This window comes from Streptomyces sp. NBRC 110028, from assembly GCF_001417735.1.
Lineage (GTDB): Bacteria > Actinomycetota > Actinomycetes > Streptomycetales > Streptomycetaceae > Streptomyces.
Genome location: NZ_BBUZ01000032.1, coordinates 158,560 through 171,816, shown reverse-complemented (window position 1 = coordinate 171,816; position 13,257 = coordinate 158,560). Strand labels below are relative to the sequence as shown.

The 13,257-nt window shown below is 69.2% G+C and carries 11 protein-coding genes and 3 pseudogenes; 3 read left to right on the top strand and 11 right to left on the bottom strand.

What is annotated here, in order from left to right:
• The first annotated feature begins 64 nt into the window (after positions 1-64).
• A pseudogene (locus tag ASC60_RS38490) lies at positions 65-1,026 on the top strand (FAD-dependent oxidoreductase).
• A gap of 188 nt (positions 1,027-1,214) precedes the next feature.
• Here ASC60_RS38490 and ASC60_RS43140 read toward each other — a convergent pair.
• The 5 genes and pseudogenes from ASC60_RS43140 to ASC60_RS25020 all read right to left on the bottom strand — a co-directional run.
• Positions 1,215-1,433: pseudogene (locus ASC60_RS43140) on the bottom strand (MFS transporter); the annotation flags it as partial.
• A 205-nt stretch (positions 1,434-1,638) separates the two neighbouring features.
• A complete protein-coding gene (uidA, locus tag ASC60_RS25035; RefSeq protein WP_055554681.1) occupies positions 1,639-3,423 on the bottom strand; it encodes a beta-glucuronidase in 1,785 nt (594 codons plus the stop codon).
• 70 nt (positions 3,424-3,493) lie between these two features.
• Positions 3,494-4,369 (bottom strand): carbohydrate ABC transporter permease, encoded by an 876-nt coding sequence (locus ASC60_RS25030; RefSeq protein WP_055554678.1) that lies wholly within the window; start codon positions 4,367-4,369, stop codon positions 3,494-3,496.
• Position 4,370: 1 nt separating this feature from the next.
• A complete protein-coding gene (locus ASC60_RS25025) occupies positions 4,371-5,324 on the bottom strand; it encodes a carbohydrate ABC transporter permease (protein WP_055554676.1) in 954 nt (317 codons plus the stop codon).
• A complete protein-coding gene (locus ASC60_RS25020) occupies positions 5,321-6,613 on the bottom strand; it encodes a sugar ABC transporter substrate-binding protein (RefSeq protein ID WP_055554674.1) in 1,293 nt (430 codons plus the stop codon). Before ASC60_RS25020 ends, ASC60_RS25025 begins: the two co-directional genes overlap by 4 nt.
• 182 nt (positions 6,614-6,795) lie before the next feature.
• On the opposite strand from ASC60_RS25020, the gene ASC60_RS25015 reads away from it, so the two are divergent.
• On the top strand, positions 6,796-7,416 hold the full coding sequence (locus ASC60_RS25015) for a TetR/AcrR family transcriptional regulator (protein ID WP_055554672.1): 621 nt from the start codon (positions 6,796-6,798) through the stop codon (positions 7,414-7,416).
• A gap of 23 nt (positions 7,417-7,439) precedes the next feature.
• Here ASC60_RS25015 and ASC60_RS25010 read toward each other — a convergent pair whose 3' ends face one another.
• The gene (locus tag ASC60_RS25010; RefSeq protein WP_107097157.1) at positions 7,440-8,003 is read right to left on the bottom strand and encodes a DUF488 family protein; all 564 of its coding nucleotides are present in this window, start codon (positions 8,001-8,003) and stop codon (positions 7,440-7,442) included.
• 178 nt (positions 8,004-8,181) lie between these two features.
• Here ASC60_RS25010 and ASC60_RS25005 point away from each other — a divergent pair, with 178 nt between their 5' ends.
• On the top strand, positions 8,182-8,961 hold the full coding sequence (locus ASC60_RS25005) for an SOS response-associated peptidase (protein ID WP_055554668.1): 780 nt from the start codon (positions 8,182-8,184) through the stop codon (positions 8,959-8,961).
• On the opposite strand, the gene ASC60_RS25000 is transcribed toward ASC60_RS25005, so the two are convergent.
• The 5 genes and pseudogenes from ASC60_RS25000 to ASC60_RS24980 form a co-directional block, all read right to left on the bottom strand.
• Positions 8,915-9,703, bottom strand: a complete 789-nt coding sequence (locus ASC60_RS25000) for a thioesterase II family protein (protein WP_055554666.1) — start codon at positions 9,701-9,703, stop codon at positions 8,915-8,917. The genes ASC60_RS25005 and ASC60_RS25000 overlap by 47 nt on opposite strands.
• On the bottom strand, positions 9,700-9,915 hold the full coding sequence (locus ASC60_RS44145) for an acyl carrier protein (RefSeq protein ID WP_234357120.1): 216 nt from the start codon (positions 9,913-9,915) through the stop codon (positions 9,700-9,702). Before ASC60_RS44145 ends, ASC60_RS25000 begins: the two co-directional genes overlap by 4 nt.
• Positions 9,892-10,104: pseudogene (locus ASC60_RS44140) on the bottom strand (TetR family transcriptional regulator); the annotation flags it as partial. The gene ASC60_RS44145 and the pseudogene ASC60_RS44140, both read right to left, overlap by 24 nt.
• 741 nt (positions 10,105-10,845) lie before the next feature.
• Positions 10,846-11,835 carry an aldo/keto reductase gene (locus ASC60_RS24985; RefSeq protein ID WP_055554660.1) on the bottom strand — a complete coding sequence of 330 codons (990 nt, stop codon included), beginning with the start codon at positions 11,833-11,835 and terminating at the stop codon, positions 10,846-10,848.
• A gap of 695 nt (positions 11,836-12,530) precedes the next feature.
• Positions 12,531-13,154, bottom strand: a complete 624-nt coding sequence (locus ASC60_RS24980) for a TetR/AcrR family transcriptional regulator (protein ID WP_055554658.1) — start codon at positions 13,152-13,154, stop codon at positions 12,531-12,533.
• Positions 13,155-13,257: the final 103 nt, after the last annotated feature.

Here is a 13,257-nt window from a genome sequence, read left to right as displayed (position 1 = left end):
GACACCTTCCACAGAGATCCTGCCGGGCGCCCATCCGGCAGGCGTGCGACAGCAAGGAACCACCATGCCCCCTGAGATCACGATCATCGGTGCCGGACTCGGCGGCCTCACACTCGCCCGCGTCCTGCACGTGCACGGCGTCCCGGCCACCGTCTACGAGGCGGAGTCCTCCACGACGGCGCGCACCCAGGGCGGGATGCTCGACATCCACGAGGACAGCGGACAGCCGGCCTTACAGGCGGCCGGCCTGACGGACGAGCTCCGCGGCCTCGTCCTGGAAGGCCGCCAGGCGATGCGGGTCCTGGACCGGGACGGGAGCGTTCTGTTCGACCGGGCCGACGACGGTACCGGTGGCAGCCCCGAGGTGTGCTGCGCGGTGAGCTGCGGCAGATGCTCCTCGGCTCGCTCCCGGCCGACACCGTCCGGTGGGGGCACAAGGTCAGCGGAACCCGCGCCCTCGGCCGGGGCCGCCACCAGGTGACCTTCACCGACGGCACCACCATCACCACCGGCCTGCTGGTCGGCGCGGACGGCGCGTGGTCCCGAGTCCGGCCGCTGCTGTCCGACGCCACCCCCGAGTACATCGGCATGTCGGGCGTCGAGACCTACCTGTTCGACGCCGACACCCTCCACCCAGCCGCCGCGAAAGCGGTCGGCGGCGGGTCGCTGTTCGCGCTCGCGCCCGGCAAGGGATTCCTGACGCACCGGGAGAAGGGCGGCACGCTGCACACCTACGTGATGCTCGCCCGGCCGCGGGACTGGTTCGCGGCCATCGACTTCACCGACGCCGCCGAACTCGGCAAGGCCCTCGCCGCGCACCCCGACGACCTCGAGACCGCGCTCACCGCATACGAGCAGGCCATGTTCCCCCGCAGCGCCGCGGCCGCCGTCGAAGGCGCCTTCGTCCACGAGTTGTTCTACGGAGACGACGCGCCCCACGGCCTGATCAACATGTTCACCGTGGCCCCCTCGGCCGGCGGCTCACTGCTCTCCCCCGACGATGACGAGCACGCAGCGGAGGACTGAGCGGTCCGGTCGCTTCCCCGCCCGGAGGGGCGCCACCGACGCCCCTCCGGGCGGGTGGGCTTGTGCGGAGGTGTTCGGGAGTCAGGTCACCGCACGGGCTGCCGGCAATCGCCTCGCCTGGCCGCGCCGGACCGGTGGCCGTCGCCCTGGTACTCGGATGCACGGCCGACCGGTGGCGTCACGAGCGTCGCTTCCGCCTCCACCGGCTTCGGGATCAGGAAGGACGTCGCGAAGGCGGTGGCGATGAGTGCGGCTCCGGTGATGATGCCCGCGCCGTATCCGGTGGTGGACGTCTTGTCCGCGGGCTCGGCGGCGGTCCGGGCCGCGTAGACGAGGGCGAAGCCGAGGCCCGCGCCGAGGTTGAAGGCTCCCGCGTTCAGACCCGGCAGGAAACCGGGGTTCTCCTTGGCTGCTGGTTGACCGCGTGCGTGAATGTCACTGGACCAGTGGCTGAGCCCCTCGGTGGGTTCACCGCACGTGCTGACATGACCGCGAGCGGGCGCTTCCCGAGGGAAACGCCCGCTCGCGGTCGTCCCCGGCCGGATGACCGGGAGGCGGACGCAGCGCGATGAAGGCCGCGCCGACTGACGTGATCCGCCTTCTCTCCCGTGCTCAGTCGGCCTTTCGCCACCGGGCGCGCAGGCTGAAGGCGGCACTCTTGGGGCGGCGCTCGCGTGTGAAGACGCCCTTCTTGTTGCCGTCGACGCGGAAGACGCCGGGCGCGGTGGCGAAGTCGGCGAAATGCCAGACCTGTTCTCCCACCACCGCGTCGACCCGGTCGAATACCCGGTGATACACGTCGAGCAGCTCCGTCTGGTACTCCTCCGTCCAGGGGCTGGGCACGGCGCTGTGCAGACCGGGGTAGGTGTCGGCGCCGTACTCGGTGATGACGATGGGCTTGTCGTGCCGCTCCGCCCACTGCCGCAGTTCGGCCTCCAGCTCGGTCTCGGCCGCTGCCAGGTCATCGGGGCCGAAGTACCAGCCGTAGTAGCGGTTGAGGAGTACGACGTCGAACAGGTCGGTGACCGCGCACTGGTCCGGTGAGCCCATCAGTGCGTTGACGTAGGCGACGGGCCGGGTCGGGTCCAGCCGGCGGGTTTCGGCCGCCAGCGGGGCGAAGTAGTCGCGGGCCTCCGGTTGGACGTTGTCGGGCTCGTTCGCGATGGACCACAGGACGACGCTGGGGTGGTTCTTGTCGCGCGCCACGAGTTCCCGGATCGCCTGCAGATGGGTGTGCCGGGCGCGTTCGCCGATGGTGTCGGAGGAGAACGTGGCCACCTTGCCGGTCTTGAAGACACCTCCGCCGATATTGAGGTTGAGGCCGACCGCCGCGGTCTCGTCGATCACGACCACACCGTGGCGGTCGGCATAGTCGAGGACCTCTTCCGCGTAGGGGTAGTGCGAGGTCCGGAACGAGTTCGCGCCGGTCCACTCCAGCAGTGCGAAGTCATGCACCATCAGCACGTCGTCGTGGCCCCTGCCGCGCACCGCGGCGTCCTCGTGTTTGCCGAATCCCTTGAAGTAGAAGGGGTCTCCGTTGATCAGGAACTGCTTGCCCCGTGTTTCCACGGTGCGCACGCCGACGGACTGACGGTAGTCGTCGACGATGCCGCCCGACGTGTCCGACAGCGTGGCCACCAGTTCGTAGAGGTAGCCGTCGCCCGGTGCCCAGGGATGCACGTCGGGCACGCGTAGTGTGCCGACGGCACCGGTGGCGGTGGCCACCTCGGCGCCGGAGGCGTCGCGCAACGCCACGCGGACCGTGTCCGCCTCCCCGGTGCTGTCCACCCGGTAGTCGACCACGCCGGTCGTGGCCTCGAAGCTCGTGGCCACGGTGATGTCGCTGATGTGCGTACGGGGGGTGGTGTACAGCCAGACCGGCCGGTGCAGACCCGCGTAGTTGAAGAAGTCGTGGAAGTACCGCTGTGTCCGGCGGCCGTCGGGACGTTCCTCGACGCGGCCCGGCGGTATCGACTCCCACGTCAGCTCGTTGTTGACCACGACGGTGACACGGTTCTCGGCTCCCGGGCGCACGTGTGCGGTGACGTCGGCCTCGAACGGTGTGTAGCCGCCTTCGTGTGTGACGACCTCGGTGTCGTTGATCCAGGCGGTGGCGCGGTGTGTGGCCGCGTCGAAGCGCAGGACGATCCGCTCCCCTGCCCACCGGGCCGGCGCCCATATGCTCGTCTGGTACCACGCGTCGCCGACGTGGTCGCGGACTGTCGCGTCGGGGAAGATGTCGTTGTAGCTGGCCGGTACCGGGATGTCCACAGCCGCTGTGAGGGGCGAGCGCCACCAGCCTTCGGTGCGGCCGGCTCCCTCCGGGTCGAGCCGGAGCCTCCACAGACCGCCCAGTGAGCGGCGTTCGCGTGTGGGACCGTCCTGCGGGCGAAGCATCTTCGGTTCTCCTGTTCTTCGCGTGTTGTCACGCGATGTTTCGATGAAGTCGGCCCCGGCGGCATTCCGGCTATTTGATGCCGGTGTTGGCGATTCCCTGGACGAAATGTTTCTGGAGGACCAGGAAGAGGAGGACGATCGGTGTGACGACGGTTACCGCGCCGGCGAGCAGCAGGCCGTAGTTGGTGCCGTTGGCGCCCACGGAGAACAACGCGAGCGCGACGGGCAGCGTGTAGTGCTCCTCGGTCTGGGCGATCACCAGTGGCCACAGGAAGTTGTTCCACTGCGCGAGGAACGTCAGGATCGCCAGCGTCGCGAGAGAAGGACGGCAGAGCGGGAGGATCACCCGGAGAAACGTCCGCACCTCACCGGCACCGTCGAGGCGGGCCGCCTCGACCAGCGAATCCGGGATGTCCCGGATGAACTGCCGCATGAGGAACACGCCGAGCGGCGTCACAAGGAAGGGCAGGATCAACCCGAGATAGGAGTTGCTCAGGCCCATGTTGCTGACCAGGACGAAGAGCGGTACGAAGGTGGTGACACCCGGAATGATCAGCATGGTGAGGACGAGGCTGAACAGAAGGCGCTTTCCGGCGAACTCGATCTTCGCGAACGCATACCCGGCCATGGAGCAGAACAGCAGATTTCCCAGGACGCAAGCCAGGGCGACCAGCGCGCTGTTGAAGAAGTACAGTCCGAAGTTCTGCTTCGAGAGCAACTGGTCGAAGTTGACGAGCGTCGGAGCATCCGGGAGCCAGGAACTCGGATGAGCGACGATTTCGCCAGTCGGCTTGACCGACCCGAGAAACATCCAGGCGAACGGAGCCAGCGTCGCGAGGAGCCCCAGGGTCAAGGCACCGTACAGCAGCATGCGGGAAGTCGGGATGCGTCGGCGTGCGCTGACGGCGCGGTTGACCGGAACCGTCCTTGCGGTCGTGGTGATCATGTCAGGCTTTCGCTCGGAAGATGCGGAATTGAACGAAGCTGAGCAGCGCGATCGCGGCCACCAGCACGTACGAGGCGGCGGAGGCCAAGCCGTAATTGCCGAAGCCGAACTGCTGGTACGCGTAGTAGCTGATCGATGTCGTGCTGTCCAGCGGACCGCCACTGGTCATCACAAACGGTTCTTCGAAGAACTGGAGGTAGCTGACGCTCAGAAGTACCGCCACGATCAATGTGGTCGGCCTGAGAAGCGGCAGGGTGATGCTGCGGAAGGAGCGCCAGCGGGTAGCGCCATCGATGCGCGCCGCCTCGTACAGTTCGGCAGGCACCGCCTGCAGCCCCGCCAGGAAGATCACCATGGGGATGCCGAAGTGGCGCCACACCGCCATCAGGATGAGCGCGGGCATCGACCAGTCCGGATCGTTCAGCCAGTCGGGGCCGTGGATTCCTACGCCGGCAAGGATGGAATTGATCATCCCGTCCGGTTTGTAGAGGTATCTCCACACCACTGCGATGGCTACGATGCTGGTCACCACAGGGGCGAAGTACGCGACCCGAAAAAGCGCCTTCGCGCGCCGGATCCCCGAGTTCAGTGCGACGGCGAGAGCGAGGGCGATCACCATCGTCAGGGGGATTCCCGCGGCGACGAAATAGAGGGTGTTGAGGATCGCGCGGACGAACGTGGGATCCGAGAACAGGGCGCTGTAGTTGTCGAGGCCCACGAAGTCGACCTGGAAGGGTGCCCGTACGTCCCTGCTGGTGATGTCGGTGACGCTCATCGACAGGGAAGAGACGACGGGCCAGAGACCGAAGGTGGCGAACAGCGCGATGAACGGCGAGCAGAATCCCCAGGCGATCAGCGTACGCCGAAGGCGTCCCGATGCGGTCCTTGGCGGATCGGTTCGCCGGGTGATGGCGGCGCGGTCCGGTGGGGCTTTCGCAGCGGCGGTCGGAGTCATCGGTGGTTTCCGGTTCCGATCGTCGAGGCCTTGGCCTGGATCCGCTCGAGAGCCGATTTCGGCGAGGAGATTCCCTTGGCGACCTTTTCGATCTCGGCGTCCAGTACCGCGGTGACTTGCTTCCACGTGATGGCCGTCGGCCCCGGCTGTGCGGTCTTGAGCTGGGACCGGAAGACGCCCAGGGCGGTGTCCGTAGCGAGCTTTCCCTCGTTCCAGGCCGACTGTACGGCGGGAAGGTCGCCGGACAGCTCATGCCATGCCTTCTGGCTGCCGGACCGGGCCGTCCACCGGATGAACTTCCAGGCCCCTTCGCGGTTCTCGGCGTTCTTGAACACCGCCCAGTGCCCGCCGCCGATGTAGCCGGCGTTGGAACGCGGTCCCGCCGGGAGCGGCGCGATCCCCACCTTGTCGTCGACGAAGGACGCGCCACCGGCGGACTTCAGCAGGCCTTGCTCCCACGGGCCGGAAATGAGTGCGGCGGTGGACCCGTCGACGAAGTCCGGCTCGATCTCTCCGAGGCTCACCGGGCCGTTCCGGCTCACGGTCTTCGAGGTGAAGAACGACTGGTAGAACTCCAGCCCCTTGAGCGCCTCAGGGGTGTCGAAGGTGAATTCGGTCTTGTCCTCGTTCATGAGCCGGGCGCCGGCCTGCCACATGAAGGGCAACACGCTCTGCCAGCTCTGCGCCGCGCCGGTGGGCAGCGAGAGGCCCCACTTGGCGCCTTCCTTCTGGAGGGCCTTGAGGAACGGGCCGTACTCGTCCCAGGTCTTCGGCGCGGACACTCCGGCGGCCCGCGCCAGGTCCTTGCGGTAGAACAGGGAGCGGGTTTCCACGTACCAGGGGACGCCGTACGTGGCCCCTTCGAAGGCACTGCTGCGGACGGCACCCCGGTAGAAAGCCGAGTCGTCGACGAGCTTCGGCGGGACCTGCTCCAGCCCGCCCGTGGACGCGAACATCGCGAGATCCGAAGCACCCACCAAGGTGGCGTCAGGGGTGTCACCGGACGCGATCGCCGTTTCGACCTTCTTGCCGTAGTCCTGCCACGGAACGGCCGTGACCTTCACCTTCGCGTCGGGGTTCGCCTTCTCGAACCGGGCGGCGAGCTTGGGCAGCAGCTCGCCCTCCGTTCCCATTGCCCATACCGTGATGTCGCCGGTCGCGGGAGAGCTGTCGATGGGCGTGCCTGCGGACTCCTGCCCACGGGGGGTGCCGGTCCGGCCGCAGCCGGTCATGAGCAGCGCGGCGGCCAATCCGAGAACGAATGTCTTCGCGGTTTGTGATCTGAACATTCCTGCCTGTTCCTCTCCACCCGAGGGATGCGTGAGCGGCTCTTCCGCACGCCGTGGTGTAGGTGAGCGAGACGGTACAGCGAAAACCGAACAGGTGCCACAGTTTCGACAAGGCGAAAGCCGGGGCGTGTGTGGAGAGGCGACGGAGCGCGGCGCGGCCGCGCCGCCATAGGGTTGATGCCATGACCGAACAGACTCGCCCAGTCGCTCGGCGTGGCCCCTACGCCAAGAGCGCGCGACGCCGAGCCGAGATCATCAGCTCCGCCACATCCGTCTTCTCGGCGCGCGGCTACCGAGGCGGGTCCCTGCGGGAGATCGCCAAACAACTCGATCTCAGCCTGACCAGCGTCGTGCACCACTTCCCGAGCAAGAGCGCGCTCCTGGTGGCCGTCCTCGAGAACGCCGACTTCGCAAGCGTCGCCTCCTTCCAGTCGGACAGCCGCAGCGAGGGCGTGGCGTACGCCGTGCTGCAGTACGTTCGTCGCAACCTCGAGCGGCAGGAGATGCTGCGCCTGCTCGCCCTCATGGCTGCGGAATCCTCAGCTCCGGACCATCCCGCGCACCAGTGGTTCCGTGACAGGTACGAGAGGGTCATCGCCACCCTCGCGATCACCATCCGGCGGGACCAGGACAAGGGCCGCGTCTCCAACAGCCGCGACCCCCGCGCGATCGCGGGGGTCCTCGTGGCCGTGTGGGACGGGCTCCAGCTCCAGTGGCTCATCGACCAGCGACTCGACCTCGTCGGTGGGATGACAGCCGCGATGGAAGATCTGCTGGGTACCCGACTCCCTCGCGACGCATAGCCCTGTGCCCCCCATCCGGCCGGTCAGGACGTGCGGGGTCCGCCCGGCGCGTGTGCTGCCGCGAGGTCGTCGTAGACAAGCAGACCGTCCTCGCGCAGCCGCACACCCGCCGTCGGCACGTGGAGGCGCGGTTTCCCGTCGTGCATCAGATGGTGCACCGGCGTCCCTCGCGCGAGGACGGCGAAGTCGGCGATCAGGCGGCGGTGGCAGCGCCACCAGACCGCTTCGCCGCACATCACCGCCGTACGAGCCATCGCGGCGTCGTGCAGCAGCCGTTCCATGGCGGCGAGGAAACCGGGCGTTCTGGTGTGTGTGGCATAGCCGCGAAAGGACGCGTTGCGCCAGACCACGTCCGGGCTGTGAGGAGGCGGTTTGCGAAACCCGCCGAGGTCGGGCTCCCAGCGGTAGGCGATCCCGTGTGCGGGCATCCACACCTCCAGCCGCTCCCTGGCCAGGTCCGGATCGCGACGGCTGCCCGGGGCGATGCGTACGTCGACGACGGACGTGACACCGGCTCCATGAAGCAGCCGGATGATCTGTTCACGGCCGGCGGTGCCGTGCCCGAAGGTGATCAGTAGCGGTTCCATGTCCCTCCGCGTGGCCATCACAGCGGGTGGTGACCGGCGGGCCCTCATCGGCCGCCGGGACCGCCGCGACGGGTTACCAGGGCGGCCGCCTTCGAAGCGGCCGGCGCGCGGCATGCTGTGCGGCTGTGGTGGCGTGGGCCATCCGCCGTCCCGGGGGGATGCGTGGCACAGTGGCGATATGTGCGGCCGTTATGTGTCCACCCGCAGCCCGCAGGACCTGACCCGGCTCTTCGGCGTCCTCGACTGGCGCTCCGAGGAGACACTGGAACCGAACTGGAACGTCGCCCCCACCGACGAGGTCTATGCCGTCCTCGAGCGCGCCCCGCGCCGGGACGACGACGGGGCGTCGTCGGTGCGCAGGGAGCTGCGGCCGCTGCGGTGGGGGCTGGTGCCCTCCTGGGCGAAAGACCCGAAGATCGGATCCCGCATGATCAACGCGCGGGTGGAGAGCGTGCACGAGAAGCCCGCTTACCGCACCGCCTTCGCCCGGCGCCGCTGCCTGCTCCCGGCCGATGGGTTCTACGAATGGCAGCAGCTCGGGAACGACCAGAGCGGCAAGAGGCGCAAGCAGCCGTATTTCATCCACCCCACCGATGAGCAGGTGATGGCCCTCGCCGGCCTGTACGAGTACTGGCGCGACCCGGAAGCGGGCGACGACGACCCGGGCGGCTGGCTGATGACCTGCACCATCATCACCACCGAGGCCACCGACGCGGCCGGCCGCGTCCACCCCCGCATGCCGCTCGCCCTGGCCCCGGAGCACTACGATGCCTGGCTCGACCCTCACCGCGACGACGCCGGCGAGCTGCGCGGCCTGCTCACTCAGCCCGCGGACGGCCACTTGAGCGCTCGGCCCGTTTCGACGGCGGTGAACAACACCCGCAACAACGGTCCGCAGCTCCTGGGCGAGGTCACCGGCCCGCCGGATTCCGGTACGCGGCCAGCAGATCGTCCGTGAGCCGGCCGACCACCTCGGCCACTTGGGTGCGCAGATAGTGGTGGCCACCGGGGAAGCGGTGGACCCGGGCGTCGGCCGTCGTACAGGCGCTCCACTCGTGCTGGGTCCCGGGGTCGACCATCGGGTCGTCGAGTCCACCGAAGACGCTCAGCCGCGCGCGCAGCGGCGGCCAGGACCGCCGCGTATGGTGCAGCAGCGCCACCGCGTCCGCGAGGAACGGGGTGTAGACGGTGCGTGTGAGCGCGTCCTCGGCCGGTGGCTCCCAGCCCATGATCTCGGTGATGACGGCGATCCCGGTGCCGAGGTTGCGCGCGATGTGGTCGTCGAGGCCGTCGCGGTCCGGTGGCGGAACGGCGGAGAGGGCGAGCAGGTCCGGTTCGGTGCGTGACGCCGACCGGAGGCGCTGGGTGGCCTCGAAGGCGAGCAGCGCTCCGAAGCTGTGGCCGAAGACGGCGTAGAAACCGTCGGCGGGTGGCCGGTGCCGCAGGTCACCGGCGATCTCTTCCGCGATGCCGGCGGCGGCCCAGCCGATGTCGGTGATCGACGGTTCCCCGGTGCGGGTGCCGCGGCCCGGCAGGTCCACGGCCACCAGGTCGAACAGGTCGGAGAATGCGGCGGTCCAGGGCAGGAAGAACTCCGATCCGGTGCCGGACGGTGGCACACAGTAGAGCCGGATCCGCGCGGTCTGCCGGTCGGTGAGCCGGTTGAGCTCCGGGGTGGGGAAGGGCGTACGCGGTGTCATGCGCCTCGCCTGACCCGTCCGAGAAGGCGCGGGGCGAGCTGCCGGACACCGGCCGCGGTGGCCAGTTCCATCGTCGGGACGACGCAGTCCAGCCTGCGCTGCAGCACGGAGCTCAGCTCGGCCGCCATCAGCGACTCCAGGCCGAGCTGGTCGAGCCGGGTGTCGGGGTCGATGCGTTCCGGAGTGGTCTGCGTGACCGGCGCCTGCCACAACGCGACGATCACGTCGATGAGGCCGGTGGCGACATCGCACCACGTGGCACGGGAGCAGGCAGGGGCGTCGTCGGCGAGGGCGCGCTCCCTTTCGGCGGCCATCTGCGTGACCAGATGGCGCGTCATGGCGGCGCGCTCCTCGTACACCTCGGCAGGCAAGTCGGGCAGACAGCGGTTCATGCCCTCCCGCGTCGCGGCGGCCCGCTCACCCTGCCTCGCCCTGCCTGCCATCATCACCACCACATCGGGCCTCACAAACTCCGCGACAACCGGCCCGCAAGCCGCCGCAGACCCCCGCCCGAGCCGGGCGAGATCAAACGCCGGAAGCCGCCTGATCTGGCTCCGCAATCCCAACGTCGTCCGTCTCCTCCGGGGCCTGGCCACCGGCAGCATCCCGCTCACCCATGACGGGCTGCACCAGGCTCGCCACCATTGAGAACCCCGAACACCGGCGGCTTTCCCAGCGCTTCGCCATCTGGCACCAGATGCGGAGCCTGCGGAGAAGGGCTGACCTCATGCGGGCATACGTCCAGTCCTGTCAGCGCTTGCCCTACGCCAGCAGCAGAAGCTCCCAGTGGCTCTTCCCCGGCCGACAGCCCGGCCAGCCGATGAACCCGGTCAGCCTCCAAGTCCACCTGCGGGAGATCGGTGTCCCGCCGCAGCGAGGCAGGACCTCCGCGATCCGCCGGCTCGTCCTCCAAGCCCCGGCGCCCGTTATCGCGAGGGCGCTCGGTTACCACGACAAGACAGCCACTCGCCTGGTCACGGAAGCCGGAGGAACCTGGAGCCGATACGCCCCTGGCCACCACACACGGTGGCACCAGGACCGACCTCAACGAGGAACACGCGTCACCTCACCATGCGAGCCACCAGCCCCGAGGCCGACAGGGCTGAGCGTCGGCGTGCCCCGGCTGGTCGTGATCGGCGAGGTCACCGAGGGATCTCAGCGGTGAACGCGGGTAGGTAGCGCTCGCCCATCACCTGGTCGCTCAGCGGGTCCAGCGCGGCCAGCGCCTCGGCGTCCAGGGTGAGTTCCAGCGCGGCCGCGTTCTGCTCCAGCCGGGCCGGGCTGCGGGTGCCCGGAATGGTCGCCACCGCCACCCCGAGCCGCTCGGCCTGGGCGTACACCCAGGCCAGCGCCACCTGGGCCGGGGTGGCACCCAGCCGGTCGGCCACCTCGCGCACGGTCTGCGCGATCTTCTCGTTGGCCTCGCCCGCCTCGCCGGCGAAGCGGGGGTTGGTGCGCCGGAAGTCCTTCTCACCCAGCGTGGAGCGGTCCAGGGCGCCGGTCAGGAACCCCCGCCCCAGCGGCGAGTACGGCACCAACCCGACCCCCAGCTCGGCCATCACCGGGGTCACCGCCTCGACATCGCGGGTCCACAGCGAGTACTCGCTCTGCACCGCGGTGATCGGGTGCACCGCGTGCGCCCGGCGCAGCAGCTCGCCGTCGACCTCGGACAGGCCCAGATGGCGGACCTTGCCCGCCTCGACCAGCTCGGCCATCGCCCCGACGGTCTCCTCGATCTCCACGTCCTGGGGCGGGCGGTGGGCGTAGTACAGGTCGATCACCTCGACGCCCAGCCGCAGCAGCGAAGCGTCGCAGGCGCGCAGCACGTAGTCCCGGGCGCCGCGGATGCGGCGTGCCCGGTCACCGGCGCTGCGATCGATGCCGAACTTGGTGGCCAGCTGCACCTGGTCCCGGCGGCCGTGGATGGCCCGGCCCACCAGCACCTCGTTGTGCCCGGTGCCGTAGGCGTCGGCGGTGTCCAGGAACGTGATGCCCAGCTCCAGGGCCCGGTTGATGGTGGCCAGGCCGCCGTCCCAGTCGGCGGCGCCGTAGCTCTCGCTCATCCCCATGCACCCCAGGCCCATCGCGCTGACGGTGAGCCCGGGCGAGCCGAGCGTGATTCGGGTGATCATGCGCGGATACTCCTCCTGCCCGGCGGACCGGGCGGTACCTCGAGGGCTGACGAACGCCTTCGACACTAGGATTTGGAGCGCGCTCGAAGTCAAGCAGGAGGACCGGCCGGCCCCCGCCGGCGGGTCAGGGTGAGGGTGAAACGGTCCGCCGGCAACAGGTCGCCACAGGGCCCGGACACCGCGTAGACGGATCATCGATGTCCAGTTGCTCGGCCAGGCACTTCACCAGCTCCGGCGGCACCCCATCGAGCGGATCGTCGAAGAACCCGCCCGTGCAACGGACCGTTGCCAGCCGCACCGCGAACCCCGGCCCACCAGTCCCGAAGGCCGCACCGTGGTGGCCGCCGGTGTCGCCCTCATGCCCCAGTTCCACTACAGGGCGCAGGTCCGGATGGGGACCTCTCCGTGGGGCCCGGGGACGGTGTGGTTCTCGACGGAGACAACCGGCATGGTCCACTCGCCCGGATCGCGGAAGTATTTCATCGCGGAAGTATTTCCGTGAACCTGGCCATGGCCTCCGGGTCGGCCTGGGCGTCCTCCCAGCCGAGGCCCTGGAGAAGGTGCGTCTTCCCGGCGAGGAAAGGATCAAGCGGCATGGGGGCTCCCGTGGTCTGCCGCACCCGAAATCCAGCAATCTTGAGAATTTACGGCGAGAGGCCGCCGCGCGAAAGCCGGGCCGGTCGAGGCCCGGCCGATCACTCTTCCGGCTCCGTTTCCGGCCCGGAACCGGGCGGTGGCACCAGCATCCGCGTGAAGGACTCGGCGACCGCGGCGATGTCCACCGCGGGGTCGTGCATCCACTGGATCTGCAGGCCGTCCAGCACCGCCAGCACCGCCCTGGCCAGGTGCTCGGCCGGCAGGTCGGCCCGGACCACCCCGGCCCGCTGCGCCTCCTGCAAGTCCTGCGTGACCTCCGCCGCGAGGTCCCGGTAGCGTTCGGCGAAGTAACCGTGCGCGGGACTCTCCGGATCGGTGGCCGCCGCCGAGAGCGTGACGTACAGCTTGGCAAGAGCGGGGTGATCGGTGGTGTGACGCGTGCTCGCCACCATGTTGTCGATCATGCTCCGGTCCTCTCCGGCGCCACGGGCGAGCGACTTGCCCAGCACGTCCCGCCGGTCCAGGACCGCGAGGAGCAAGTCGTCGCGGGTGGGGAAGTAGTACGTCAGCGCGGGCTGCGTCACCCCGACCCGGTCGGCGATGTCCTGCAGGGAGGCTCGTTCGCCGTGCTCGTCGATCGCCTCGTAGGCGGCCTGGAGGATCCGTTCCCGTCGCTCCGCGCTCTTGCGATACGGGCCCCGGGGCTTCCGCTGGTTCGTCATTCGCCAGACCGTACTTCACTTCGTCGGGCGGGAGGACCGGCGTGTGACCTGGGTGCCGACCGTGATCGTCGCCGTGTGGGGGAGGTCGTCGGCGGCGAGTCCG

Excerpts from the sequence above, each read along its gene's own strand:
- ASC60_RS25025 (WP_055554676.1), bottom strand. The coding sequence starts at position 5,324 with ATGACTCCGACCGCCGCTGCGAAAGCCCCACCGGACCGCGCCGCCATC.
- ASC60_RS24985 (WP_055554660.1), bottom strand. The coding sequence starts at position 11,835 with ATGATCACCCGAATCACGCTCGGCTCGCCCGGGCTCACCGTCAGCGCG.
- ASC60_RS25020 (WP_055554674.1), bottom strand. The coding sequence starts at position 6,613 with ATGTTCAGATCACAAACCGCGAAGACATTCGTTCTCGGATTGGCCGCC.
- ASC60_RS25005 (WP_055554668.1), top strand. The coding sequence starts at position 8,182 with ATGTGCGGCCGTTATGTGTCCACCCGCAGCCCGCAGGACCTGACCCGG.
- ASC60_RS25015 (WP_055554672.1), top strand. The coding sequence starts at position 6,796 with ATGACCGAACAGACTCGCCCAGTCGCTCGGCGTGGCCCCTACGCCAAG.
- uidA (WP_055554681.1), bottom strand. The coding sequence starts at position 3,423 with ATGCTTCGCCCGCAGGACGGTCCCACACGCGAACGCCGCTCACTGGGC.
- ASC60_RS25010 (WP_107097157.1), bottom strand. The coding sequence starts at position 8,003 with ATGGAACCGCTACTGATCACCTTCGGGCACGGCACCGCCGGCCGTGAA.
- ASC60_RS25000 (WP_055554666.1), bottom strand. The coding sequence starts at position 9,703 with ATGACACCGCGTACGCCCTTCCCCACCCCGGAGCTCAACCGGCTCACC.
- ASC60_RS25030 (WP_055554678.1), bottom strand. The coding sequence starts at position 4,369 with ATGATCACCACGACCGCAAGGACGGTTCCGGTCAACCGCGCCGTCAGC.
- ASC60_RS24980 (WP_055554658.1), bottom strand. The coding sequence starts at position 13,154 with ATGACGAACCAGCGGAAGCCCCGGGGCCCGTATCGCAAGAGCGCGGAG.